This is a genomic window from Campylobacter concisus (genome assembly GCF_050447445.1).
In the GTDB taxonomy this organism is placed as follows: Bacteria; Campylobacterota; Campylobacteria; order Campylobacterales; family Campylobacteraceae; genus Campylobacter_A; species Campylobacter_A concisus_BI.
In genome coordinates this window covers 1,802,272-1,827,591 of the sequence record NZ_JALMFW010000001.1, presented here as the reverse complement: position 1 = coordinate 1,827,591, position 25,320 = coordinate 1,802,272, and the positions used below count along the sequence as shown (strand labels likewise).

The window sequence follows — 25,320 nt, the reverse complement described above, 5'->3', positions numbered from 1 at the left end:
ATTTGATCTATCTAAAATAAAAAATAAGGACAAAAAAATGAGCTTTTTTAAGAAAATTCTCGGTAAACAAATCGATCTTGGCAAGCAAATGCCGATCTATTTTGTAAGTAGCGACGAAGACTACATGCAGCGTGCGTTTGAGCAGGCCAGAGAGAGCTTTAGATATTTTTGGCGTGAGGTTTACTGGGAGCGCCACAGGATCGTACCTATGCTTGATTATGCGATGGTAAAAATTTGTTTCTTAGATGTCGTAAATGGCGAAGAAGTTGGCGAGCACATGTGGATAGACGATGTGGAATTTGACGGCGAAACGATATATGGTACACTCATAAATGAGCCTGATAGCGTGCAAAACGTAAAAGTTGGTGATCAAGTAAGCGCGAAGATAGATGAGATGAGTGACTGGCTCTTTTCGATAGATGGACGCGCATACGGCGGATTTAGCGTGCAGGCGATGCGCTCACGCATGCAAAAGAAAGAGCTAAAAGAGCACGATAAAGAGTGGGGGCTTGATTTTGGCGATTTTAACGATATTTTGGTAGTTTACGAGCAAAAAGAACACCCTGAAAATTTGATAGAACATCCAATGAGCAAAAATACATATGAGCAAGTAAGGCAATATATAAAAGAGCACCCAAATATGGTCACGGACGCTGATGAAATTGGCTATACGCAGCTTCACCACGAGGCGATCGCTGGGAATTTAAACCTTGTAAATCTTTTGCTAGAAAACGGTGCTGATAAAAATGCCCGGACAAAAAGTGGCAAAATGGCGGCTGATTTTGCTGAGAATTTGGGCTGGAGCGAAATCGCGAAGGTGCTTAGCTAGTTAAATTTTTATAGGAGATAACTTTGAATTATCAAGATAATTTAAAACAGAAAGAAAATAATATTGCTAGGATAGACGAATTCATACTTTTTTAAGAGAAACTTTTGAAAACTTGGATAAATATGATAATAAATACGGTCAGTTAATAGTTCTTTTAAACAAGGAAAAGAGATTATATAGTGGTTTGGATAAAGATGATCCTGATGTTTTCTATAAAAAACTAAGAGAAATAAAACATCAAATATATTCCAAAATATCCGAGATAAAAAATAGGATTAAATTTGATAATATAAACATTCATGAAGAACTAACTTTATCATATCAAGACCTAATATTAAAAGAAAATATATCCAATATAAAAAATAGTTTACAAAATAGCATTAGCGATCAAAATTTTTTATCATTATCAAATTTACCAAAAAACAACGACGACAAAGACAAGGTAGAGGCAATTAAAAACTTTAAAGATTTTTGTAAGAGTCATTTTCCAGATTTTGAGTACTTGAAGTACAATATTTCAGACTTATTATCAGATTTAGAAAAGAACATTAAAGAAGGTGCAGAAAAAGAAAAATATACAAGAACAAAAATAGATCAATTGATATATGAAATAAAAAATAAAATTTCAAATTCTAATTCTATAAGGGATTTAAAAGAGCAAGTAAAAATCACTGATAAGTATATTAATGATAAAAAAAATGAATTACTGAATAAGGATAGCATTAAAATAAAAAATAAACTGCTTTCTAACGAACATTTTAAATATTATTTAACAAAATCTTTTGAAGAAAGAGGTACAAAAGACTATTTTAATGCTCTTTTAAAATTTCATCCATTGATACTATCTGGCATTAGCTTGGTTGGCATGATCTATTATTTTGCATATTTTGGATTTAAGTTGAAATATGTTCCTGATTTAGGTGGAGCAGATGTAGCATATGTTGGTGTATCATTATTTTTTATGCTAGCAACTATTTCTCTTTTCTTTATTTTGCCTTGTTTATGTTATCCAGGCTATCACAAGAAAGATATAGGATGGATATTTTTCTTTGGGCTTTCTTTGCTTCCTCTTTTTACATTGGTTTGTATGGCAACATTAAATACTATTATAAACAAATCACTTGACGTTTTATTTTGGTTTTCTTTGATAGGATCATTTATTTATTTGATTATTGTTATTTGCACAGATAAATTTACAACTTTCTCTTTATGTAAAGTTGCTATATTAATAATAATCTTTCCCGAAAATTTTAGTTTCAATGGATGGTTTTTTTCTTCAATAGTTGGACTTTATCTTATGACACTTGTATACTTTAAAGGTTTGGAATATTTTTATAACAATAATGACTTACTTCAGTTTGTAGTTGCTTTCATAATTGTAGTATTTGCAATTCTTTCTTGGTTTGTAACAAATGAATTCGCAAATAGGCTTGGCATAGCAAATGTTGAATATAAATATTTATCTATTGAAAAAAGTGCATTGGGTGCTTTACCAAAAGGAATTTATGATATTAGTAAAATAGCTCCATTTGAAAAAAGCCAGTTTTCTCATATATTGATAATAACTTGACTATGGAACATGATGAGAAAAACAACACAATATCTTATACTAATGTTTCACATAAGTATATACAATTCGGATGCGAAGAAAAAAATTGTAACGATATAAAAGACGCAATAAACATAAATTATAAGGATAAGAAGCTAAGCTATACAACAAAAGACAAAGAGGACATATCAAAGGAAAATAATTTTACTATTGAAACTACTGCTAACCTAAAAACAAAAGATAATATAACCTACACAGAAGAAAGCAGAGATATCATTTGGCTTCACAATATAAAAGCCATTTCAACTCTTGGTAAGTTTTATTATTTAGAGACAAAAGATGGAACAAAATTCGAGCTTGACGCAAGTAAAATCATCTCAAGAAAAAAATAAGAAAGGTAAATTTGAGTTATCAAGACATTTTAGATGAAAAAGATGAGAGTGTTAAAAACGCTAAAAAATTTGTAAATTTTTAAAGGCAAATTTTTCAAACTGCGAGATAAGAAGCAGCAAACAAGGTAAACTTATAACTCTTTTAAATGCAGAATATGAGTCTTACCTTGAGCTAAATAGAACAAATTTTATTGAAATTTCAAAAAAGCTTAACGAATTAAAAAAGCAAATTTGTTTTATGATTTTGGATATAAAAGATGAGATTACAAAAGATTTCAATGAGAAAAACTATGAAATTTATATAGGTGCAAGCTATAAGGAACCAGAATATCTTGAAAAAATTAAAAATGATTTGCTAAATAACACTTATTTTGAGAGTAGACTTAGCGAATATTCGGCAAATTTAAAGACTAATTTTATAAAAAATTGCGTGGCAAATTTCTTTAAATATTCAAATTTTATCGTACCAATCGCTAGTATCTTTTGCTACTTTTTATATTTTGGCTTTGAAGTAAAATATTTTCCGATTTTAGACAGCTCAGAGATGATATTTACGGGCATTTTGCTATTTTGTGCGACTGCATTTATCACGGTTTTTGAGATCGGTATCTTAGTCTTTGTCTCAAACCTTTATCAAAATGATAATAAAAAATACAAATTTAAAAAGCCAAAATTTCTCTTTTTCTATAGCTCAAATTTCATATATTTTTTGACATCCATATCATTTTTCATTTTTGCTTTTATAGCTCATAGGCTTTCTTATAATTTGCTAATGATACTATCGCTATTTCCGCTTTCTTATATCTGTGTAAATTTAGCAGTTTTCTTTAAGGATAGATCAAATTTTGTTATATATTTCTTGACTATTATAATGCTTATTTTATTTATCGCATCGATTGTTATTTCAAATAGCATTAGTGGATTTTTGGCACTTTGGATATTATTTTGCTCTTTTATGCTCTCATTTATTCTTGGAATAGCTAGCATAAAAGAGACGAAAGATTTTACTATTATTTTTTATTCGGCGCTCATTTTCATGATCATTTCAAACTCTCTTTTATTTATAAAATACACAGCAAAAACGCTTGCTATAGGAAATATTGATTATAAATTTTTGCTTATTGACAAAAGCGCTTTAAAAGCTTTGCCAAGCTCGTTTTGCGAGGCAAAAGGTAAAGGTCAAACTTCTTGCGAGATAGATGAAAAGGCAGTTAAAATTTATGACGTGAAGTCGCTTTGCAATATTGGTAAATTTTATTATTTAGAAACAAAAGACGGAGAGAAATTTGAGCTTGACTCGAGCAAGATCATCTCAAGAGCCAAGGATTAATTTCCTTAAGCTTTGGGATTAAAATTTGATCAATACGTGAAATTTGCGGATTCAAAAAATTAAAAATTTATAGGCCAAATTTATGTGGCTAAGCCAAAATTTTCTTTAGCACAAGGCTAAATTTATTAAAAGTTAGCTATCCTAACACATAAATTTAAAACCAAACTTATTTAAGGCGATTAGTTATGATCTTTAAAAATATTGTCGAGAATTTTGCCGTAAATTACGCTCATAATTCTATTCAAAGATCACTATATAATGAATTTAATATAGACATTTTAACCACAACTTACAACAAAACTCCCAAAAAAGACAAAAAGTATATGCTCTACGCGCATGTACCATTTTGTCACACATTCTGTCCATATTGCTCGTTTCATAAGTACCACTATGAGCAAGAGCTTGCAAAAGTTTACTTTGAAAATTTACGTGAGGAGATGAGGCAGGTTAAAGAGGCTGGATTTGACTTTGATTCACTTTATGTTGGTGGTGGCACGACGCTTATAAATGAGCCTGAGCTTGAGAAAACACTTAAGCTTGCAAAAGAGCTTTTTAGTATAGATGAAATTTCAGCAGAAAGCGATCCAAATCATATCTCGCCCGAGAGTTTAGCTAGATTTGATGGATTAATTGATCGCTTAAGCGTTGGCGTACAAAGCTTTGATGATGAAACGTTAAAAAGAGTTGGCAGATACGAAAAATTTGGCTCAGCCAAGGAGATAAAAAGAAAACTTGAGCTCGCTCTTGGAAAGATCCCAGTCATTAGCCTGGATCTCATCTTTAACCTGCCAAATCAAACAAAAGAGCAGCTCATAAACGACATAAATACTGCAAAATCGATCTCTCCACAACAAATCACCTTCTATCCACTTATGAAATCAGAGCTAACAAGAGAGAATATAGCTCGCTCGCTTGGTGTTTCAAACGTAGATAATGAGCGTGAATTTTATGAGATAATCACTGAAGAATTTAGCAAAAGTAACTACAAACAAAGCAATGCTTGGGCATTTTCAAACGAAAAAAGTGCCGACCTTCGCGACGAATATGTTGGCTCAAATTTAGAGTATCTTGGCGTTGGCAGTGGAGCATTTAGTTTTCTTAACGGTGAGCTTGTAATAAATGCGTTTAATCTACTTGAATACGGCAAAAGGATAAAAAATAGGCAAAGCCCAGTCATTGCAAAATGTAGTTTTAGCAAGAAAGAGCGACTTAAATACACATTTTTAACAAGGCTTTTTGATGGCGGAGTTGATATTAAAAGATATAATGACGAAAATAACACAAACATTAACAAAGCCTTATTTATGGAGCTTAGCTTACTTAAGCTTGTAAATGCGGTATATGAAGAAAATGGCATTATTAAGCCGACATTTTTTGGCAAATATATCTGCATCGTGCTTATGCGTGATTTTTACGCCGGTATGGACAAAGTTCGTGCGATATTTAAGGATGACGCTAAGATAAGACGAAGCAAAGTGCTTCGTATAATGAGCGAAAATACTGAACAAAAGTATGAGCCAAATATCATTCAGCCACGAGCTGCGATGTAATGCTTGCAAATTTAATCAAAAAAAACATATATCAAATTTCTAAAATAGTGTTATTAACACTCCTATTTAGCGGACTTGGTGTCTGGACTCTTTCGTTTATAAACAATGAGCTTGTAAGTTTAAAAGAATTTGATCCGATTCTTGCGATTAAATTTATAGCAGTTTTACTTTTATTTTTTATAAGCGCCATCGCCGCAAATATATCGCTTACAAATTTTGGGCATAAATTTATCTATGAGCTAAGATATCAAAGTGTAAAGCAAATTTTAGATACACCAAATAGCGTGATAAATGAGATCGGCAAGGCAAAGATTATAGCTAGCCTAAACAACGACATAAAAACGATCACATTTGCCTTTATGAGCGCTACTGGCTTTATACAAAGTCTAGTTTTTATCGTCTGTGCCAGCATCTATCTTTGTGTAATCGCTCCAAAAATTTTTATCTTTTTATCCGTTTGGATCGGTGCGACTCTTTTTATAAATACGCTTTTTATGAAAAAAATTCATCTTTATTTTAAGCATTCTAGAGTTCAAGATGACGCATTGCAAAAGCACTACGACGATATCGTAGAGGGGCATAGAGAGCTTAGTTTAAATAGAGCAAGGGCAAGTGTCTGCTTTGATGAGTTAAATTTTACAGGCGATAAAAAACGTCAAAATATGGTAAAGGCCGATATTTATCACGCATTAAGTGATAATTTTACAAACATTATGCTTCTTGGCTCAGTTGGACTTTGTGTATTTTTGTGCGTAGCATTTGACTGGGCGAGCCTGCAAACGGCACTAAGCATTAGCCTAACGATACTATTTTTAAGAGGCTCATTTATGAGCATGGTTGGCTCCATACCAGCTGCACTTAGCGCAAAAGTAAGTTTAGAAAAGATCATGAGCTTAAATCTCAATAAATTTAAGGAAGGCTTTAAATTTGACGATAGCCTAAGCGATAATTGGCAAAACATAAAGCTAAAAGATATAAATTTTAACTACACTCACGGCAAATTTAGCCTAAAAGATGTAAATTTAGAGATCAAACGCGGTGAGATAACATTTATCATCGGTAAAAATGGTAGCGGCAAAAGTACGCTTATAAATTTACTTTGCGGGCTAATGCGCCCAAGTAGTGGCGAGATTTACCTTGATAGCACAAAGATAGATGAAAGAAATTTACAAAGTTATCAGGCAAAGATTAGCGCTATTTTTGCTGATTTTTATCTATTTTCGCAAACGCTCTCTCATAATGGCTTTGCTAGCCAAAGCGAAATAGACGAGCTTTTAGCCTTACTTGAGATCGACAAAAAAGTAAGTGTCATAGATAATAAGCTTAGTACCACGCAGCTCTCAACCGGCCAGCGAAAGCGACTAAGCCTACTAATAGCTATTTTAGAGCACCGCTCTATCCTTATCCTAGATGAATGGGCGGCCGACCAAGATCCGCTATTTAAGCGAAAATTTTATAAAGAAATTTTGCCATTTTTACAAAGTAAAGGTATCAGCATAATCGCTGTTAGCCACGATGATAGCTATTTTGATGTAGCAACTAGGATCATCTTGGTAAAAGATGGCTTTGTGCGTGAGCTAGATGAGAGCGAGCGAATAAGTGCTGCAAAAGATGCAGTTGAGAAGATAAAATAGGAGTAATTTTTACACAAAAGCACAATACTCACCCTACTCTTAAGCCGTTTCAAGCTCAAATAAATTTAAATTTAGTAGAATCTTAAAAATTAAAAAAGGCAAAGTATGTCACATTCGGAGCTTGAAAGCACCTATTTTGGTGCATTTATCATACTTTTACTAGCGACTTGTTCATTTTGTTTAATAACATTCTTATCTTCGAAAATAAGCAAAAAACTAGCCAACCGCAATACCCAGCGTCTAAAACTTGGCTTTTATGAGTGTGGTCCAACCACTGTAAAACAGCCAAATAAGATAAATATCCACTACTTTTTTTATGGAATTTTATTTATTTTGTTTGATGTTGAAGTCATTTTTATGTATCCGTGGGCGGTGGATTTTAGGCTACTTGGAATTTTTGGACTAATCGAAATGTTGCTTTTTGTGGCGATTTTACTTATCGGCTTTGCTTATGCTTGGCAAAAAGGAGTCTTTAAATGGCAAAGCATCAGATAAATTACGCTGCAAATGGTGGCTTGCCAGTCGCTTTAACAACCGTTGATAAGCTAGTTCAGTGGGGCAGGAGCAACTCGCTTTGGGCACTTAGCTACGGGCTTGCTTGCTGTGCGATCGAGATGATGGCAAGTGGCGCTAGTAGATATGACTTTGATAGATTTGGCACCATTTTTAGAGCAAGTCCAAGACACTCAGAGGTGATGATCATAGCTGGCACGCTAACTAAAAAACACGCTGAGTTTACAAGACGTCTTTATGATCAGATGCCTGAGCCAAAATGGGTCATCTCAATGGGTAGCTGTGCAAACACTGGCGGCATGTTTAACACCTATTCAACCGTTCAAGGTGTTGATAGAATAATACCAGTTGATATCTACATCCCAGGCTGTGCTCCTCGCCCAGAAACGCTTCAATACGCGCTTATGATGCTTCAAAAAAAGATAAGAAAACAAAGTGCATTTAGGGCGCAAAAGCCAAGAAAGCTTGAGATATGAGAGAGTATAAGCCAAAAAACGATCTGCAAAAAAAGCAGTACTATAGCGAGAAATTTTATATCGCCAAGCAGACGCCAAAAGAAGCAGCAAGTGGCTCTAAATTTGACGAGGAGCTGGCTGTTTTAGAGCAAAGCGGAGTAGAAAATTTATCTAGCTACGTGGAGTTTAATCAGCTTGTAATTTATATAAATTCTAGTGAAAATTTTAAAGCTCTTGAGACACTAAAAAGCTTTGGTTACGAACAGCTTAGTGAGCTTGCAGCACTTGATTTCATAAATCAAAAAGGTGGATATGAAGTCTTTTATCAGCTTCTTAGCATTAGTAAAAATAGACGCGCTCGTGTAAAATGCTTTGTAAAAAAAGATGAAATGCTAAAAAGTGTTTGCGAGCTTTATAAAAGCGCAAACTGGGCTGAGCGCGAGATGTATGATCTAAGCGGCGTTCTCATTAAAGATCATCCAAATTTAAAGCGCCTCATCATGCCTGATGACTGGCACTCACACCCGCTCTTAAAGAGCTATCCGCTAGTGGGCGACGAGGCTGCTAAATGGTACGAGGTGGATAAAATTTTTGGGCGTGAGTTTAGAGAGCAAATTGGCGAAGAGAACCGCGACCCAGCATATGTGGACGAGAAAGATACCTTTGGATTTTCAAGGGTGTTTAGCGAAGAGTACGAGTATCAAGAAGATGGTGGCGTAAAATTTGTCAAAAAGGCTAAATTTAGCCAGAGCCAGATAGTAAAGGAAAGACCTTGAGCCAGTCACCAAACCGCTTAAAACCATTTTTTGAAAATTTAGAATTTGAGCAAAATGACGGCAAGATGATATTAAATTTTGGCCCACAGCACCCAAGCGCTCATGGTCAGCTAAAGCTCGTGCTTGAGCTTGATGGCGAAAAGGTCGTGCGTGCCATGCCAGAGGTTGGTTTTATGCACCGAGGCGTTGAGAAGATGGCTGAAAATATGACCTATCAGGAATTTATCCCAGTGACTGACAGGGTTGATTACATCGCATCAAGTGCAAATAACTACGCATTTTGCGCGGCTGTGGAGAAGCTTTGCGCTATCGAAGTGCCTCGCCGTGCGCAGATTATTAGAGTGATGCTTTTGGAGCTAAACCGCATCAGCTCACACCTTTTATTTTTAGCCACGCATGCCCTTGATGTGGGGGCAATGAGCGTCTTTTTATACGCATTTAGAGAGCGCGAATACGTCCTTGATCTTATAGAAAAATACTGCGGCGTAAGACTAACTCATAGCTCGATAAGGATCGGTGGTGTGCCGCTTGATCTGCCTGATGGCTGGTGCGAGGAGCTGCTTAAATTTTGCGAAAAATTTCCAAGCGATATCACGCTTTATGAAGATCTGCTAAGTGAAAATAGAATTTGGCAAGCAAGACTTGTTGATGTGGGCGTAATTAGCAAAGAGCTAGCCCTTAGTAGCGGCTGCTCTGGCGTCATGCTAAGAGCAAGCGGGATCGCACGTGATATAAGAAAAGAAGAGTCTTATCTCATCTACGACGAGTTAGAATTTGACGTACCTTACGCCACTAAAGGCGACTGCTACGCAAGGTATCTGCTTTACATGAAAGAGATGCGCGAGTGTGTGAAAATTTTAAAGCAGTGCGTTAGCAAGTATCAAACAAGCAGCCCCGCTATCATCGCCGACGCGCCAGATTACGTGAGCGCTTCAAAAGAGCAGATAATGAGCCAAAACTACTCATTAATGCAGCATTTTGTGCTAATAACTCAGGGGCTAAAGCCTCCAAAAGGTGAAATTTACTTTGCTAGCGAATCGCCAAAGGGCGAGCTTGGAATTTATATAAACTCAGATGGTAGCGCAAGCCCATATCGTCTAAAAATTCGCACGCCAAGCTTTTGGCACTGCGCTATTTATGAAGATTTATTGGTAGGCCAGTACGTTGCTGACGTCGCTACGATAATTGGTAGCACAAATATCATCTTAGGCGAGGTCGATAGATGAGAAGGGTCGATCTTAGGCACTTAAAGAGTGAGTTTTTGAGCGCTCTTGGACAACAGATAAAGGCTAGCGAGGCTGGCGAAGTGATTATATTTTTATTTGAGATAGGCGATTTTAGTGGTGTGACAAAGGCTGTAAATTTAGCCTATAATCTAAACTGCGAAGTGATGAACTCGCTTAAATTTAACCAAGTTGATTGGGTATTAACCATAAAAAAGGGCAAGATATGAAATTTAATGATTTAATAGCAGGCAAAAGCTTAAGCATTGCAAATTTACTAAGCTTGAGCGATAAAAATTTAGCAAAAAAGATGAAAGAGCACGAGTTTAAGTACATCTCTTGCATCGAAGATAGCGAGCTTGGCGGCGAAAATTTAATCCGCTGCGAAATAGGCTCAATAAGCTACGTCTTAGCTCTTCTTTGCAAATACGCAAATTTATCTTGTGATGAGTTTTTTAGCGAGCTTGATGATGGGCTGATAAGTGGCGAGTGCAATGTTGGAGAAGAGGAATTTGAAGAGCTAGGCGAGTGGATAAAGGACGTTAAAAACATCGTTATTGATGATTCATTTTTTACTCATTCAGATAAAGATGCGATCTTTTGGCTACTTGAAATTTTAGGCAAAAATATCGTTTTGGCTGGTGATTACAAGAAAGAATTTAATGATTATCACAAAATAGACGAGCTAAAAGAGCTTGAAAATTTTGACGGAGCGGTCGTTTATCTAAACAAAAACGCAAGCGATGAGATCGTGGGCGGCGTGCAGTTTGGCATCGTAGCAAAGGCAAAAGATGGCGATATGCTAGAGCTTAAAGCAAAAGATTTTAGCGTGAGGGCAAAATTTAAACTAGACCATTCGCTAAAAGGCACAGTTGCCGTGCTTGGCGCAAAAGATTTTGATGGATACGCATTTAAACAAGTAGTAGTTAGTAAATGAAAATAAGCATAAATGATCAAATTTTAGAAGCAGATGAAGGCGAGAGTATCCTAAATATCGCAAGAGCAAATGGAATTTATATCCCAGTTCTTTGCTATCTTAGCGGCTGCTCGCCAACTCTTGCTTGTAGGCTTTGCATGGTCGAGGTAAACGGCAAAGTAGTTTATAGCTGCAATGCCAAAGCAAAAGAGGATATGCAAATTTATACAAACACGCCAGAAATCGCTGCCGAGCGAAATGCGATCATGCAGACTTACTGTGTAAATCATCCGATTCAATGTGGCGTTTGTGACAAAAGCGGCGAATGTGAACTACAAAATTTAACCACACATCTAAAAGTAAATGAGCAAAAATTTGCCATCGCTGACACGCACAAACCGCATAAAAAATGGGGGCTAATCAACTACGATCCAGCTCTTTGCATAGTCTGCGAAAGATGTGTCACTGTTTGTAAGGATAGGATCGGAGAGAGTGCACTAAAGACCGTACCAAGGGGCGTTGAAGTGCCAAAAGAGCTAAAAGAGAGTATGCCAAAAGATGCCTATGCAGTTTTTAGCAAGATGCAAAAAAGCTTAATAGGTCCAAGCGTTGGCGAGAGTCTAGACTGCTCATTTTGTGGCGAGTGTATCAGTGTCTGCCCTACTGGAGCGCTTATTAGTTCGCATTTTCAATATAGCACAAATATCTGGGAGCTAAACCCTATCCCAGCAGCAAATCCACATCAAAGCGACTGCGAGCTAATTTACTATGATGTAAAAGAAAAGAGCACTAGCGATAGAAGTAAGCAAATTTACCGCGTCAACAATGATTTTACATTTGGTGAAGTAAGTGGGGCAGCTAGGTTTGGCTATGACTTTCACAACGAGCTTGCCTGTAAGAATAAAGAGAAATTTGAAGAGATTGTTTTAAATATTAAAAATGGCGCGATCAAAAATATAAAATTTAATAGCTTCATCACAAACGAAGAGGCCCTTATTTTAGAGCATTTAAGAGAAAAATTTGATCTAAATTTAATAAACAATGAAGCGCTAAATTATCAAAAATTTTTAAATAAATTTAGCGAATTTAGTGGGCTTAGCTCATATAACGCAGACTATGAAGATATTAAAAATAGCGATTTTATCATCAGTGCTGGTAGTTTTTTAAGACACGAAAGCCCAGTGACAAGCTTTAAGTTAAATAACGCTTTAAAAATGAATAAAGCAGCTGGAATTTACTTTCATCACATAGCCGATGAGATCGTTAAAAAATATTCTAAAAATTTTATCTATGTAACGCATGAAGCTGGAAAATTAGAGCAAATTTTACTCTTTGTGCTTAAAAACTGGGGCGAAAATTTATCTAGCACGCTTACATCAAAGCTTGAAAATTTTGATGAAAATTTTGGCTTAGATGTACCAGCTTTAAGCGAGGGCAAAAGCAAATTTATGCTCATTTTAGGAAGCGATTTTTACACAGATGAAAATGCGAATTTACTAGCAGCACTTACTGGAGTGATCGCTAGAGCTACGCCTTTTCGTGTGATGCTAATACCACCACGCACAAACTCACTTGGCGTTGCTAAAATTTGCACTCTTACAAGCGAGAAAAAGCCTGGCAAGACGCTTGGCTATAACGAAAATGGCGATTATAAATTTAGTATTTTTGAAGGTGACATCGATGCTAGCGCGCTAAATCAGCAAGAAGGCACATTTACAAGCATAAATAACGCCCTAGTGCCAACAAATGTGGCGATACCGCACAAAGGTTATTTTCTAAACGATATTGCAAATGCGCTTGGACTAATGGCTAAAGATACGATTGATTACACGCCAAATTTACCAAAAGAAAAGGGTTACAAAGGCATTAAATTTGATGATTTAGAAAATTTTTACGCAAACGACGGCACAAGTCACAGAGGTTATAAGCTTGAAATTTCAAATTTCACACCAAATGATGATATGGAGCCACTTTTTAAAGAGAAAAATGAGCTAAATTTAAAAGACGACGAAGCACTCATAAGTCTTACAAATCCTATAAATTTGCCATCATTTTTTGCAAACTATGCCACACAAACAGCCAAAAGAGCGAAGCTTTATGCAAGTAGCGAATTTATGGCTAAATTTGAAATTTCACAAAATGAAGCGATTATTTTAGAAAAAGATGGGCACAAGCTTGCCATTTGCGTGGAGCTTGATAGCGAGCTTGGTGGAGTTGGTGCGTATTTAGGTGATTATGACGATAAGCTTGATGTGGGCGTTATATTTAATGGCAAAAGCTACGCCGCAGTTAAAATCATAAAGGCAAAAGATGAGTGAAACGCTATTTTTTGTGCTAAGCACTATCATTAAAGCCGTGGTCATTTTAGCCGTCATGGCTAGCCTTGCAGGACTGGCGACCTATGCTGAAAGAAAGGTACTAGCCTACATGCAGCGCCGCGTGGGACCTGATATGGTTGGACCTGCTGGAATTTTACAGATAGTAGCTGACATGATAAAACTCTTTACAAAAGAGGACATCGTACCAGCAAATACGAATAAATTTATCTTTTTAATAGCTCCACTAATATCAGCCATTGCCGCATTTGCAGCGCTTGCACCTGTGCCATTTTTACCTGAGTTTGAAATTTTTGGACATACATTACGTCCGATTCTCTCAGATATTAATGTTGGTATTTTATACATCGCTGGTGTTGCTTCAGTTTGCGTCTTTTCTCCACTTGCAGCAGGTCTTGCAAGCTATAATAAATTTGCATTAATTAGTGCAGCTCGCGCAGTAGTCTCACTTCTTAGTTTCGAAATAGTCGCTGGCATGGCTCTTTTAAGCGTCGTAATGGTAACTAGCTCACTCTCACTTGTGGATATAAACAACTATCAAAAAGGAATTTTTGGCTGGCTTATATTCAAGCAGCCCCTTGCCTTTTTACTCTTTTTAATAGCAAGCTTTGTGGAGTGCAACAGAACACCATTTTGCTTAACAGAAAACGAAACAGAGATAGTAGCAGGCTATGGCACCGAGTATAGCGGCATGAGATGGGCGATGTTTTTCATCGGCGAATACACAAATATGATCGCTGCTAGCATCATCATTACGATTTTATTTTTAGGTGGATTTAACGAATTTTTATTTATCCCAGGTGCTTTGATGATCATCTTAAAATCAAGCATTGTCTTTTTCTTTTTTCTTTGGGTGAGGGCTTCATGGGCACATTTAAGAGTTGATCAGTTAAGTGCATTTTGCTGGAAAATTTTACTTCCGCTTGGAATTTTAAATATCGTAGTCACTGGCTTTATGCTACTAATCTAAGGCGAAAAATGAGCGAGAAAAAATATATTTTAATAGATGAAAAGTTAAAGCCAAAGAGTGTATTTGATAAATTTAAACACTTCATCGCTATCACATTTAAGCCTGATCTTTTGATCGGACTAAAAGTTACGATAAAGCAGATGCTCTTTAGCAAGTCACATACTTTAAAATACCCTATGCAAAAGATGGAGCTAAACGCTAGATATAGGGGCATTCATAAGCTTTTGAAATTTGTTGAAAGTGAAAATGAACGTTGCATTGGGTGCGGGTTATGTGAGAAAATTTGCGTTAGCAACTGCATTTCGATGAAGACTTCACTTGGCGAAGATGGCCGCAAAAAGGTCGCAAGCTACTCAATAAATTTAAGTAGATGCGTGTATTGTGGATTTTGCGCTGATGTTTGTCCTGAGCTTGCGATAGTTTGCGGACAAGAGTACGAAGTCGCAAGCGAGAGCAGGATTATATTTGGCACAAAAGATGAGTTTTTGACAAAGGATAAATTTTTAAAAGATCAAAGCGAGTTTGAAGGCTATGGCGCACTTCCTAAAAATGCTGATAGCTTAATCAAAAAGACGCCAAATGCATTTATAAGCAAAAATGAAAATGAGACAAAAAGTGATGAGTAGTATAAATTTCAAAAAGGCAAAAGATGTATGAGAGCTTTGCATTTTATATTTTTAGCGCCTTGGTTTTAGTTAGTTTTTCTTTTAGCGTATTTTGTAAAAACGCACTAAATGCAGTCTCTGCACTAGCTGCTGGCATGGTCTTTATCTCGGCTATATTTTTCTTACTTGGAGCGGAATTTCTAGGCGTAGTGCAGATAATAGTCTATACAGGCGCTGTGGTAGTTTTATATGCATTTGCGATGATGTTTTTTGATAGCAGTAAAGAGTGTGAGCCAAAAAGTAGCAAAAAAGCAAAGATCACCATCTATCTTTTAAGTAGCTTTATAGCGCTTCTTTTGATATTTATATTTTTAGCTCCTATTTATGGTGCAAAATTTGATGGATTAAGTCCCATTGCTAGCGAGCTTGGCAATATCGAGGCTATCGGAATTTTGCTTTTTAGCAAGTATTTAATCGCTTTTGAGATGTGTGCTGTAATGCTTCTTGTGGCAATGGTTGCTGGCATTATCTTGATACATAAAGACCTAAATACTCAAAATACGCTAGAGGAGATGCTATGATAGGGCTTACTCACTACCTCATCCTTGCAAGTCTGGTCTTTGTCATAGGGCTAGTTGGCATAATGCGAAGAAGAAATTTGATCATGCTATTTTTCTCAAGTGAAATTTTACTAAACTCGGCAAATATCGCACTCGCGGCTATCTCAAAATACCACTTTGATCTAACTGGACAAATAGTTGCATTTTTTATAGTTGCCATCGCTGCTAGCGAAGTCGCCGTGGGGCTTGGCCTGCTCGTGCTTTGGTATAAAAAGACTGGTAGCATTAGTCTAGATTCGATGACAAATATGAAAGGCTAAGAGATGACTTTATTTTGCATTTCACTATTTTTCCCGCTTCTTAGCTTTATCGTTTCTGGACTCTTTTCACATAATAGTAAAAATTTTTTACTTGGTATCTTTTGCTCACTTTTAATGATAATTAGTACAACCGCCTCGCTCATGCTAACAGCTAGCCTTGGCATAGATGAACCATTAAATTTATCACTAAAAGAATTTATAAATTTTGGCGGTCTGGATTTAAATTTTGGCTTCTATCTTGACGCCATTAGCCTTGTTATGCTTAGCACCGTTGGTATCGTAGCAAGTATCGTGCATATCTACTCGGTTGGCTACATGAGAGATGATGCAAGCTTTAACCGCTTTTTTAGCTACTTGGGGCTCTTTGTCTTTTGCATGAACGTCCTTGTCTCAAGCGATAACTTTATAGGCCTTTTCATCGGCTGGGAGGGCGTTGGGCTTTGCTCTTGGCTACTCATTGGCTTTTGGTATAAAAGGCCTAGTGCAAACGTCGCTGCAAATGAAGCCTTTGTGATGAACAGAGTGGCTGATCTAGCCATGCTTGTTGGTATCTTTTATATATTTTATAGCTTTGGCTCACTTAAATTTAGCGAGGTTTTTAACGCTAGAAGCGACTTTTCTGGGCTAAAGTTAGGCATCATCGCCACACTTCTTTTTATAGGCGCTATGGGTAAAAGCGCTCAGTTTCCATTTCACACATGGCTTGCAAATGCCATGGAGGGGCCAACTCCAGTCTCAGCACTCATTCACGCAGCGACCATGGTAACAGCTGGCGTTTATCTAGTGATACGCGCAAATTTTATCTTTATAAACGTGCCTGAAGTATCGCACTTTATCGCTTACCTTGGCACATTTGTAGCGATATTTGCGGCTAACATCGCGCTAGTGCATAATGACCTTAAAAAAATAGTCGCCTACTCGACGCTTTCGCAACTTGGTTATATGTTCGTAGCTGCTGGCCTTGGCGCTTATAAGATCGCACTTTTTCACCTTGTCACGCACGCATTTTTTAAGTCACTTCTCTTTTTATGTGCTGGCAATGTCATGCACGCGATGAATGATGAGCTAAATATCAAAAAAATGGGCGGACTTTATAAATTTATGAAGCCAACTGCGCTCCTTTCTATCATCGCAAGCTGTGCGCTGGCTGGCTTTTATCCATTTGCTGGCTTTTTCTCTAAAGATAAAATTTTAGAGGTTGCTTTTAGTGAGAATAAATTTTTATGGATTATTTTACTCTTTGGTGCCGTACTTACGGCATTTTATAGCTTTAGGCTTGTTATGCTCGTCTTTTTTACAAAGTCAAAGAGCGAGAAACACGTGCATGAAGCTAAAAACTACATGCTAGCCGGCATGGGCGTACTTGGAATTCTCTCAGTCATAAGTGGCTTTTTTTGGAGCAACTTTAGTGAGTTTTTAGAAAAAAGTTTAAAAGATTTCTCACTAAATTTATCTCACGGTAGCGAAATTTTTTTACTTGTTTTAACACTTAGCTTAGTGCTAGCAAGCGCTGGCTTTGCAGTATTTGCCTATAAAAGAGAAATTTTTAAAGAGAGTGTTTGTGAGAGCAGAATTTATAAAATTTTGCAAAATGCCTACTTTATCCCAAAATTTTACGAGAAATTTTTCATAAATGGCTATACGTTAATTTCACAAATTTGTAAGAAATTTGACGAGATGATAATCGATCGTAGTGTCGATCTAGTCGCAACAGCGCTAAATAAATTTGCATTTTTAGCAAACAAAATGCAAAGTGGCGACTTAAGCATCATGCTTAGATTTATGGTTGCAGGATTTGCCTTGCTTTTAAGCTTTATATTTTTATTAAACGGAGCCAAATAATGCTAAGTGTCATCATATTTTTCCCAGCAATAAGCGCAATACTTGGCTTTTTAATAGAAAATAAAAGCATCAAATTTTATGGAGCAAGCATCGCTCTCATAGAGCTTTTGCTAGCCATTTTTATCTGCGTCAATGTCGATTTTCAGGGTTATGACTTTGTTTTAACGCATCAAGTCTCGCTCATACCAAGCCTAAATATCAGCTATTTTGTCGGCATCGATACCATCTCACTTGTGCTTATAGTCCTTAGCGCATTTATGAGCTTCATCTCTATCGCAGCCCTTAGCGATGATGGAAATTTAAAGCATCTAATTATTAGCGTGCTCTTTTTAGAGAGCACGATGATGGGCGTCTTTAGCGCACTTGATATGATCTTGTTTTACAGCTTTTGGGAGCTTAGCCTCATACCGCTACTTTACATCATCGGCGCATTTGGTAGTAAAAATAGAATTTACGCGGCGATTAAATTTTTCATCTATACATTTTTAGGCTCTGTCTTTATGCTAGTAGCGATCATCTTTATCGGCTATTTGTGCTATCAAAAAAGCGGTGTCTTTAGCTTTAGCTTGCTTGACTGGTACAAGCTTGGTATCGGGCAAAGCGCTCAAATTTGGCTATTTTTAGCATTTTTCTTCGCCTTTGGTGTGAAAACTCCACTATTTCCATTTCACACGTGGCTGCCTTATGCACACGGGCAGGCTCCGACCATCGGCTCAGTGCTGCTTGCTAGCGTGCTTTTAAAGATGGGAACATATGGTTTTGTGAGATTTTCACTACCACTTTTTCCAGATGCGAGCCTGCTTTTAAGCGGTGCTATTTGTGTCATAGCCATCATCATGATCATCTATGCAGCCCTCGTTGCCTACGCTCAAAGCGACATGAAGCAAGTGATCGCTTATAGCTCGGTCTCGCACATGGGCGTCATCATACTTGGCATCTTTTCGCTAAATTTGATAGGTCTTGGTGGCTCTATATTTTTGATGATAAGCCACGGTATCATAAGCGGCGCACTATTTTTACTAGTTGGCGTCATCTATGAGAGGGTTCACACAAAAGAAATTTGCGAATTTGGTGGCCTTGCCAAGGTCATGCCAAAGTATGCTCTGATATTTTTTATAGCAACGCTTGCTAGCATTGGCCTACCACTAACGATCGGCTTTGTGGGCGAGTTTTTGAGCCTGCTTGGCGTCTTTAAGCTAAATAAGCTCTTTGCGCTACTTGGTGGCCTTAGTATCATCGTGGGCGCTGTTTATATGCTGGTACTTTATAAAAGGGTCTTTTTTGGCGAGTGCAAAGAGAAAAATTTAAGCCTAAAAGATCTAAATTTTAAAGAGTTAGCCACTCTTGTAACACTTTGTTTGCTTATCATCGCCCTTGGTATCGCACCAAATTTGATCCTAAAGCCACTTGAGCCAAGCGTGCAAAATATCATAAACAAAATGCAAAGTCGGGCGATAGATAGCGGCACAAAGGATAAAATTTTATCCCTAAATGAGAGGAGCAAACTATGAATGAAATAGCCCTTTTAGATCTAAAAGAGATATCGCTATCATCGATCGCTCCGATGCTTAGCATGCTAGTTTTTGCATTTTTTATATTAATTGTTGGAACTATAAAAAAAGATCTCTCAAGAAATTTCTACTGTATTTTTTGCATCATCGCTATATTTGTAAATTTGGGTCTTATATTAGATTTTAATGGTCTTAGTCTTAGCTTTTGGGATATGCTTTTAGTAGATGGAATTTCTATCATCTCGCAAGTGATCATCCTCATCGCCTCAGCCCTTTTCATACCACTCGCACTTAGCACAAAAGAGTATTTTGAGTATAAAATTTACGAGTATTACGCGCTATTTTTGTTTATGATCGCTGGATTTTTGTTTATGGTGAGCTCAAGCAATCTGCTCATCATATTTTTGGGCCTTGAGATCAGCTCGCTTTGCCTCTACACGCTTATTGCCCTTCACAACAAGGCAAAAAGTGTCGAGGCCGCGATAAAGTACTTTGCGATGGGCTCACTCTCGGCTGGTTTTTTTGCGATGGCGATAGCGATGTTTTATCTAGCAACAAACTCAATAGACATCGCTCGTATCGGCGTTGTCATAAAAAATCTTAGCCTAAATCAAAATTTAATCATCCTGCTCGCCTGCGTTTTTATTGCCTCAGCCATTGGTTTTAAGCTCTCACTCATACCATTTCACACATGGATACCAGACGTTTATGAGGGCTCAAATGCTCCGCTAGCAGGCTATATGTCGATCGTGCCAAAGGTAGCGGCATTTATCGTCGCACTTCGCGTCTTTGCCATGCTTGAAGCCTCGCAAATTTCGTGGATAAAAGACCTGCTCTACATCATCGCCGTGCTTACGATGAGCCTTGCAAATATCATGGCGCTAGTGCAAAAAGACGTCAAAAGGATGCTGGCCTTTAGCTCGATAGCTCACGCTGGTGTCGTGCTTTGCGCGCTTGTGGCAAATTCTCACGAGGCAAATGTCGCCTTGTTTTTCTACTGGATCATGTTTTTGTTTGCAAATTTGGGTGCATTTTCTATGCTCTGGGTGGCAAGGTGCGACGATGTCGTCTGCTGGGATAAGCGTTTTAAGCATCCATTTGAGAAATTTTCAGGGCTTATTAAAATTTTGCCAAGTTACGCCGTGATAATGGGAATTTTTATGATAGCCCTTGCTGGCATTCCGCCTTTTAGCGTATTTTGGGGCAAAATGGTACTTATAGCCTCGCTCATAAAGGCTGACTACGTCGTACTTAGCGTAATTATCATGGTAAACTCCGCCATTGCTATCTACTACTACCTAAAGCTCATCGTCTTTATGTTTTTAAAAGAGCCTATCGTGCAGGATAAAAACCTCTACACCGCAAACGTCTCAATGGCACTAAAGGTAATAGTTGGCATCGCAGTGGCCGGAACGGTCTTTGCCTTTTTGTTTTCTGGGGCGATTTTAGAATTTATTGGGCATTTTGTCTTTGCTTCAGGATTTTAGAAAATTTAACTATAATGGCGGCATGAAAAAGCTCTTAATCATTTTATTTTTTCCGCTTTATCTAACTGCTTTTAGCCTTAGTCTAAACAGCGGCGCAAATAGCGATAAACCTTATAGCGTTCTTCAGCTAAGCGATGAGCAAGAATTTGAATGCGTGGAGCAAATTTTAGCTTACGATACCAAACGCTATGTCTGCATGCTTGATGATGAAATTTTGCCAAAAATTGAAGATACGACACTGCCATTAATGGATATAAAATATAAAAAGCAAGATGGCAAGCTTTTTATCGTCATAATGCCAAAAGCACCGTCAAAACTGCTAAATATAAAAACTGAGCTTTATAGTAGCCAAAACGTACAAGATAGCCCAAAAACAACCATTTCAAAACACTTTAGCATAATCATAGACACTTCACTCAGTGAAAATAGCAAGAGAAAGTCTGGGCTAAATTTTAAACCTGATTTTAAAGATATGCTAAATCCTAGTATCGGAGCGCTTGATCTCAACAAAGCTCCTATTGCTGGACTTGATAGTAATGACATTGATATCTACATAAGTATAAAACGAGCTTATGAAAAGGGCTCTTATGAAAATATAGTAAAAGATACTCAAACAGCGATAAAAAGGCATCCAAATAGTCTTTTTTCAAGTGAATTTTTACTATTTCGTCTAAGGGCTCTTGATAAAATTTTTGAGACAAAAAATGAGTTTGAAGAGATCGAGCCAAAAGATATTGTAAGCGAAGGCAGAGCCTGGATCAGAAAATTTCCATCTGACGAGAACTATCCAGAAGTGCTTTATCTGATCGCGAGAGCCTATCTAAAAGACAGCATCGCAAGTGATGCAAAATATATGCTTGATATCTTAAACGAAGAGCACGCAAACTCAAAATTTACAAAACTTGCAGTGCTTGATTATGCTGATTATCTCTACAAGATAGGCAGACAAAAGGAGGCGCTAAAAGACTATGAAAAAGTGCTTTACTCTACAAACGACATCGACCTTGCAAGTAGGGCAGCACTAAGCCTAGCTGATGCAAATATCGATAAAGAAAAATTTGATGAAGCAAAGAAATTTATACTAAAAATCGCAAATGCGAATGAAAAATTTTTTATGAATAACCCAACAAAGTCGATGAATCTTGCAACTACATTTGCAAGTAAAGATATGCCTGATGTGGCTGCTAAAATTTATGAAATTTTGATAAATAATAGCGATAGGACGAAAGATTTTTATGAAGTTGCTTTAAAAAATTTAGCACTAAATCTAGCCAAAACAAAAGATGAGAAAAAAGCATACGAATACTTAAATAGATATGAGACAGAGTTTAAATATGGTGATTATATCGATGAGGTGACCAAAGCAAAAGATGGTTTATTTTTTGAAGAAAAGGATAAAAATGCTACTGCACTTCATGCTAGATATAAAGAGCTAATTGAAAAATATGCTGGGACAAATATTAGCCAAAAGGCTCTAATAAGCGAGCTTGAGCTGGATATTAAAGAGCGTAAATTCTCCGATGCACTATCTTACAAAACCATGGCAAAAGATGGAAATTTAAGTAAGGCAATGAAGCTGATAAATGAGGCTGCGCTAGAGCTTACAAAAGAGTATTTTATAAAAGATGATTGCACGGCTGTTATAAATTTACTTGAAAACTACGATATAAATAAAATCTCATTACCACAATTTAAACTCTTTAACTGCTATTACAGAACGGCCCGCTACAACGATGCACTTGAGCTCGCAAAAGCTCATGCAAAAGATGAAAATTTAGAAGATAGGGTCGAGTGGCTGGTAAATTTGAGCAAAATTTTATATAAAAACAAAGACTACGAGCATGCGATCATTGCCGCAAATGACGCACTTTCACTTGGCTCATCAGTCGAATACTCAGATCCAACACCATCTCTTTTTGACAGGTTTTACTCATTGCTTGCATTAAAACGCTTTACGGAGGCGATCTCAACTATTAGTGCTATCGAGCAGCTAAGGGGTCAAGACTTTAAGATTATCGAAGCATATACAGCTATAAGCGACTATGCGATGAAAAGTAATGATTACGCCATAGCTACAACGTATGCTAAAAAAGCTCTTGAGCTACAAACAAAAGCCAAGATAAATACATTTTCACCAAAGATAAATTTTAACTATTCAGAAGCTTCACTAAAGACAGATAACCTAGGTGAGGCACTTGACGAGGCGAAATTTATACTAAATATGAAGCTTGAGCCAGAAGACCGCTTACACGCTTTAAATTTGATAAGCGAAATTTATATAAGGCAAAAGCAGTTTAAGTTGGCTAGGACTTATTTAAATGAGTGCTCTGACTCAAATTTTATAAGCCCGTATAAAGATGCTTGCAAAGCCAAGCTTGATATGATAGGCAAAAACTAAACATAAAGAAATAGCTTGCTTGCTAGTTTTATGTTTAAGTTTAAAATTAGTAGGCTTTATTTTTGCTATTTAAGTTAAGCTTTCTTCAATTACGTATTTAATTTTTTATATTGCCATCAAATGCTCTTTATATTATAAAAAGAGCTATATTTTATCGTAAGCCTTAATGTATTTTTAACGCACGAGCATGGCTGGTATGTTTAAATTTTAAGCATCTTTCTCATAAATAAAGAGAATTGGCCATTTTATTAAATCAACAATACTAAATGTAGGCTGTTTTACGATTTATAAGCTTAAAAATTAAAAATACTTAATGAGTTTTACCCAATAGATCAAAGCAAAAAACAACTTGTAACGCTTGTAATTATATTTATATGATGTGTTTTATTGTATTTATAGAAATTTTTAGCTTATTGTAAATTAGCTTCTAAAATTTATCACTTACTACACACTAATTAAACAACATTATAAAAAATGGTTTTTACGTTTTTAGTAGCAATTTGCTAAGCAAATAAGTATACATTCTTAATAAATTTTCTATGTAACAAATTGAAAAGTAACAAAGATTAGAAAAATGGTGACCCATACGAGACTCGAACTCGTGTTACCAACGTGAGAGGCTGGTGTCCTAACCGCTAGACGAATGGGCCAAAATGGATGGTGCCCCGTGTAGGCCTCGAACCTACGACCCTATCATTAAGAGTGATATGCTCTACCAACTGAGCTAACGAGGCAAGATTAAATAGTAATAATAAATCTTAAAGTGTTATCTTAGAACTTATAATCTTAAAATTTAATTTGACACTCAATAATGGGTGCTTTATGAGACATTACCTTAACCTAAGGTTTAATAGATGGCGCAGCGGACGGGGCTCGAACCCGCGACCTCCGCCGTGACAGGGCGGCATTCTAACCAACTGAACTACCGCTGCACCTAAAATGGTGGTCGCTATAAGACTCGAACTTATGACATCCACCTTGTAAGGGTGGCGCTCTACCAACTGAGCTAAGCGACCTAAAAATTTAAAAATATCTGGCGACCCTTAGAGGATTTGAACCTCTGTTTCTACACAGAGAAAGTAGAGTCCTGAGCCACTAGACGAAAGGGTCATAAACCCAAAAATGGTGTCCTGCGTTGGATTCGAACCAACGGCCCCCTCATTAAAAGTGAGATGCTCTACCGACTGAGCTAGCAAGACATTTGTTTAAAAAAGAATTGAGATTATACAAAAAACATTATTACATGTCAAGAAACAAGAAAAAGTACCTAATACTTTCTATAATAAAGATTAACTTTAATTTTTAACAACATAAGATTATCTAAAACTATAAAAAGAATGGTGCGGATGAAAGGACTTGAACCTTCACGCCGTGGGGCACCAGATCCTAAGTCTGGCGTGTCTGCCAATTTCACCACATCCGCACAACAATAATAAAGTGGTACGCCCATCAGGATTCGAACCTGAGGCCTACGGCTTAGAAGGCCGTTGCTCTATCCAGCTGAGCTATGAGCGCATAAAGTATTTTAAGTGGCGCGCCCGATAGGAGTCGAACCCATAACCTACAGATCCGAAGTCTGTCGCTCTATCCAATTGAGCTACGAGCGCCCAAAATGGGGTGAGTGATGGGAATCGAACCCACGACCCTCAGGACCACAATCTGATGCTCTAACCGACTGAGCTACACTCACCATTTAACATGGTCGGGGTGAAAGGATTCGAACCTTCGGCCCTCTGGTCCCAAACCAGATGCGCTAACCAGACTGCGCTACACCCCGCCTGAGTCGTGTTTGTAAGTTTATGCCACTACCTCATTAAAAAGTCGTATTTTAACTTGTTTTTTTTATAAAGTCAATTAAAAAACACTTAAATTAATAGAAATTATATATAAAAAATAATTCGATCAAAAATATTAATTAGCACTTTACTAAATACATAATCTTTTAAACGAGCTAGCTTTCTATGCTTCTATATTTTGCTATCTACTACAAATTTAACCTTTATTTCATGGATTTTTAGTAGCTTGATAAGAATATTTTACACTGATATTACAACGAAACAAACATCGGTCTATTATCTATTATGCATTTTATGCTTATCAAAATTTTACCTTTAAATTTCAACA

General features: G+C 36.8%; 21 protein-coding genes and 11 tRNA genes. 21 read left to right on the top strand and 11 right to left on the bottom strand.

The features are described 5' to 3' along the window. The first annotated feature begins 37 nt into the window (after positions 1-37). The 21 genes from MTT30_RS09500 (at position 38) to MTT30_RS09400 (ending at position 23,196) form a co-directional block, all read left to right on the top strand. Positions 38-829: a YegJ family protein gene (locus tag MTT30_RS09500; RefSeq protein WP_429801777.1), complete on the top strand. Its 792-nt coding sequence runs from the start codon at positions 38-40 to the stop codon at positions 827-829. Between the two features lie 112 nt (positions 830-941). After that, a complete protein-coding gene (locus MTT30_RS09495; RefSeq protein ID WP_429801776.1) occupies positions 942-2,399 on the top strand; it encodes a hypothetical protein in 1,458 nt (485 codons plus the stop codon). Positions 2,400-2,401: 2 nt separating this feature from the next. Continuing rightward, entirely contained in the window at positions 2,402-2,770 is a 369-nt protein-coding gene (locus tag MTT30_RS09490) for a hypothetical protein (RefSeq protein WP_429801775.1), read from the top strand. Positions 2,771-3,008: 238 nt separating this feature from the next. Continuing rightward, positions 3,009-4,100 (top strand): hypothetical protein, encoded by a 1,092-nt coding sequence (locus MTT30_RS09485; RefSeq protein WP_429801774.1) that lies wholly within the window; start codon positions 3,009-3,011, stop codon positions 4,098-4,100. A 185-nt stretch (positions 4,101-4,285) separates the two neighbouring features. Further along, the gene (locus tag MTT30_RS09480; RefSeq protein ID WP_429801773.1) at positions 4,286-5,650 is read left to right on the top strand and encodes a coproporphyrinogen III oxidase family protein; all 1,365 of its coding nucleotides are present in this window, start codon (positions 4,286-4,288) and stop codon (positions 5,648-5,650) included. Continuing rightward, entirely contained in the window at positions 5,650-7,284 is a 1,635-nt protein-coding gene (locus MTT30_RS09475; protein ID WP_429801772.1) for a multidrug ABC transporter permease/ATP-binding protein, read from the top strand. Before MTT30_RS09480 ends, MTT30_RS09475 begins: the two co-directional genes overlap by 1 nt. Positions 7,285-7,389: 105 nt before the next feature. Then, complete coding sequence (locus MTT30_RS09470) at positions 7,390-7,779, top strand: NAD(P)H-quinone oxidoreductase subunit 3 (protein WP_021090439.1); 390 nt, start codon at positions 7,390-7,392, stop codon at positions 7,777-7,779. Next, entirely contained in the window at positions 7,761-8,273 is a 513-nt protein-coding gene (locus MTT30_RS09465; RefSeq protein WP_103624212.1) for a NuoB/complex I 20 kDa subunit family protein, read from the top strand. The genes MTT30_RS09470 and MTT30_RS09465 overlap by 19 nt, the downstream gene beginning before the upstream one ends. Next, on the top strand, positions 8,270-9,028 hold the full coding sequence (locus MTT30_RS09460) for an NADH-quinone oxidoreductase subunit C (RefSeq protein WP_429801771.1): 759 nt from the start codon (positions 8,270-8,272) through the stop codon (positions 9,026-9,028). The genes MTT30_RS09465 and MTT30_RS09460 overlap by 4 nt, the downstream gene beginning before the upstream one ends. Next, complete coding sequence (nuoD, locus tag MTT30_RS09455) at positions 9,025-10,254, top strand: NADH dehydrogenase (quinone) subunit D (RefSeq protein ID WP_429801770.1); 1,230 nt, start codon at positions 9,025-9,027, stop codon at positions 10,252-10,254. Before MTT30_RS09460 ends, nuoD begins: the two co-directional genes overlap by 4 nt. Then, positions 10,251-10,481 (top strand): NADH-ubiquinone oxidoreductase subunit E family protein, encoded by a 231-nt coding sequence (locus MTT30_RS09450; RefSeq protein ID WP_072593998.1) that lies wholly within the window; start codon positions 10,251-10,253, stop codon positions 10,479-10,481. Before nuoD ends, MTT30_RS09450 begins: the two co-directional genes overlap by 4 nt. Then, positions 10,478-11,188, top strand: coding sequence for a hypothetical protein (locus tag MTT30_RS09445; protein WP_429801769.1), 711 nt, complete (start codon positions 10,478-10,480; stop codon positions 11,186-11,188). Before MTT30_RS09450 ends, MTT30_RS09445 begins: the two co-directional genes overlap by 4 nt. Beyond that, positions 11,185-13,485: an NADH-quinone oxidoreductase subunit G gene (locus MTT30_RS09440; RefSeq protein WP_429801768.1), complete on the top strand. Its 2,301-nt coding sequence runs from the start codon at positions 11,185-11,187 to the stop codon at positions 13,483-13,485. The genes MTT30_RS09445 and MTT30_RS09440 overlap by 4 nt, the downstream gene beginning before the upstream one ends. Then, positions 13,478-14,473, top strand: a complete 996-nt coding sequence (nuoH, locus tag MTT30_RS09435; protein WP_194168630.1) for an NADH-quinone oxidoreductase subunit NuoH — start codon at positions 13,478-13,480, stop codon at positions 14,471-14,473. The genes MTT30_RS09440 and nuoH overlap by 8 nt, the downstream gene beginning before the upstream one ends. Positions 14,474-14,481: 8 nt before the next feature. Beyond that, complete coding sequence (gene nuoI, locus MTT30_RS09430) at positions 14,482-15,099, top strand: NADH-quinone oxidoreductase subunit NuoI (protein WP_429801767.1); 618 nt, start codon at positions 14,482-14,484, stop codon at positions 15,097-15,099. A gap of 23 nt (positions 15,100-15,122) precedes the next feature. Beyond that, positions 15,123-15,659, top strand: a complete 537-nt coding sequence (locus tag MTT30_RS09425) for an NADH-quinone oxidoreductase subunit J (protein ID WP_429801766.1) — start codon at positions 15,123-15,125, stop codon at positions 15,657-15,659. After that, positions 15,656-15,958, top strand: coding sequence for an NADH-quinone oxidoreductase subunit NuoK (gene nuoK / locus MTT30_RS09420; protein ID WP_084041822.1), 303 nt, complete (start codon positions 15,656-15,658; stop codon positions 15,956-15,958). The genes MTT30_RS09425 and nuoK overlap by 4 nt, the downstream gene beginning before the upstream one ends. 3 nt (positions 15,959-15,961) lie before the next feature. Further along, complete coding sequence (gene nuoL, locus MTT30_RS09415; RefSeq protein WP_429801765.1) at positions 15,962-17,800, top strand: NADH-quinone oxidoreductase subunit L; 1,839 nt, start codon at positions 15,962-15,964, stop codon at positions 17,798-17,800. Beyond that, the gene (locus MTT30_RS09410) at positions 17,800-19,311 is read left to right on the top strand and encodes an NADH-quinone oxidoreductase subunit M (protein ID WP_429801764.1); all 1,512 of its coding nucleotides are present in this window, start codon (positions 17,800-17,802) and stop codon (positions 19,309-19,311) included. Before nuoL ends, MTT30_RS09410 begins: the two co-directional genes overlap by 1 nt. Continuing rightward, on the top strand, positions 19,308-20,798 hold the full coding sequence (gene nuoN, locus MTT30_RS09405; protein WP_429801763.1) for an NADH-quinone oxidoreductase subunit NuoN: 1,491 nt from the start codon (positions 19,308-19,310) through the stop codon (positions 20,796-20,798). Before MTT30_RS09410 ends, nuoN begins: the two co-directional genes overlap by 4 nt. 22 nt (positions 20,799-20,820) lie before the next feature. Next, positions 20,821-23,196 carry a tetratricopeptide repeat protein gene (locus MTT30_RS09400; RefSeq protein WP_429801762.1) on the top strand — a complete coding sequence of 792 codons (2,376 nt, stop codon included), beginning with the start codon at positions 20,821-20,823 and terminating at the stop codon, positions 23,194-23,196. 575 nt (positions 23,197-23,771) lie between these two features. Here the strand turns inward: MTT30_RS09400 and MTT30_RS09395 are convergent. The 11 genes from MTT30_RS09395 to MTT30_RS09345 all read right to left on the bottom strand — a co-directional run bounded on the left by MTT30_RS09395 (position 23,772) and on the right by MTT30_RS09345 (position 24,973). Next, positions 23,772-23,846, bottom strand: a tRNA-Glu gene (locus MTT30_RS09395). Between the two features lie 8 nt (positions 23,847-23,854). Next, positions 23,855-23,930 (bottom strand) — tRNA-Lys (locus tag MTT30_RS09390). 121 nt (positions 23,931-24,051) lie between these two features. Then, positions 24,052-24,128 (bottom strand) — tRNA-Asp (locus MTT30_RS09385). Between the two features lie 8 nt (positions 24,129-24,136). Beyond that, a tRNA-Val gene (locus tag MTT30_RS09380) sits at positions 24,137-24,212 on the bottom strand. Positions 24,213-24,230: 18 nt separating this feature from the next. Next, a tRNA-Glu gene (locus MTT30_RS09375) sits at positions 24,231-24,306 on the bottom strand. A gap of 13 nt (positions 24,307-24,319) precedes the next feature. Beyond that, a tRNA-Lys gene (locus tag MTT30_RS09370) sits at positions 24,320-24,395 on the bottom strand. Positions 24,396-24,534: 139 nt separating this feature from the next. Continuing rightward, positions 24,535-24,619 (bottom strand) — tRNA-Leu (locus tag MTT30_RS09365). A 15-nt stretch (positions 24,620-24,634) separates the two neighbouring features. After that, positions 24,635-24,711 (bottom strand) — tRNA-Arg (locus MTT30_RS09360). A gap of 15 nt (positions 24,712-24,726) precedes the next feature. Continuing rightward, positions 24,727-24,803, bottom strand: a tRNA-Arg gene (locus tag MTT30_RS09355). A 6-nt stretch (positions 24,804-24,809) separates the two neighbouring features. Then, positions 24,810-24,886, bottom strand: a tRNA-His gene (locus MTT30_RS09350). Positions 24,887-24,895: 9 nt separating this feature from the next. After that, positions 24,896-24,973, bottom strand: a tRNA-Pro gene (locus MTT30_RS09345). Positions 24,974-25,320: the final 347 nt, after the last annotated feature.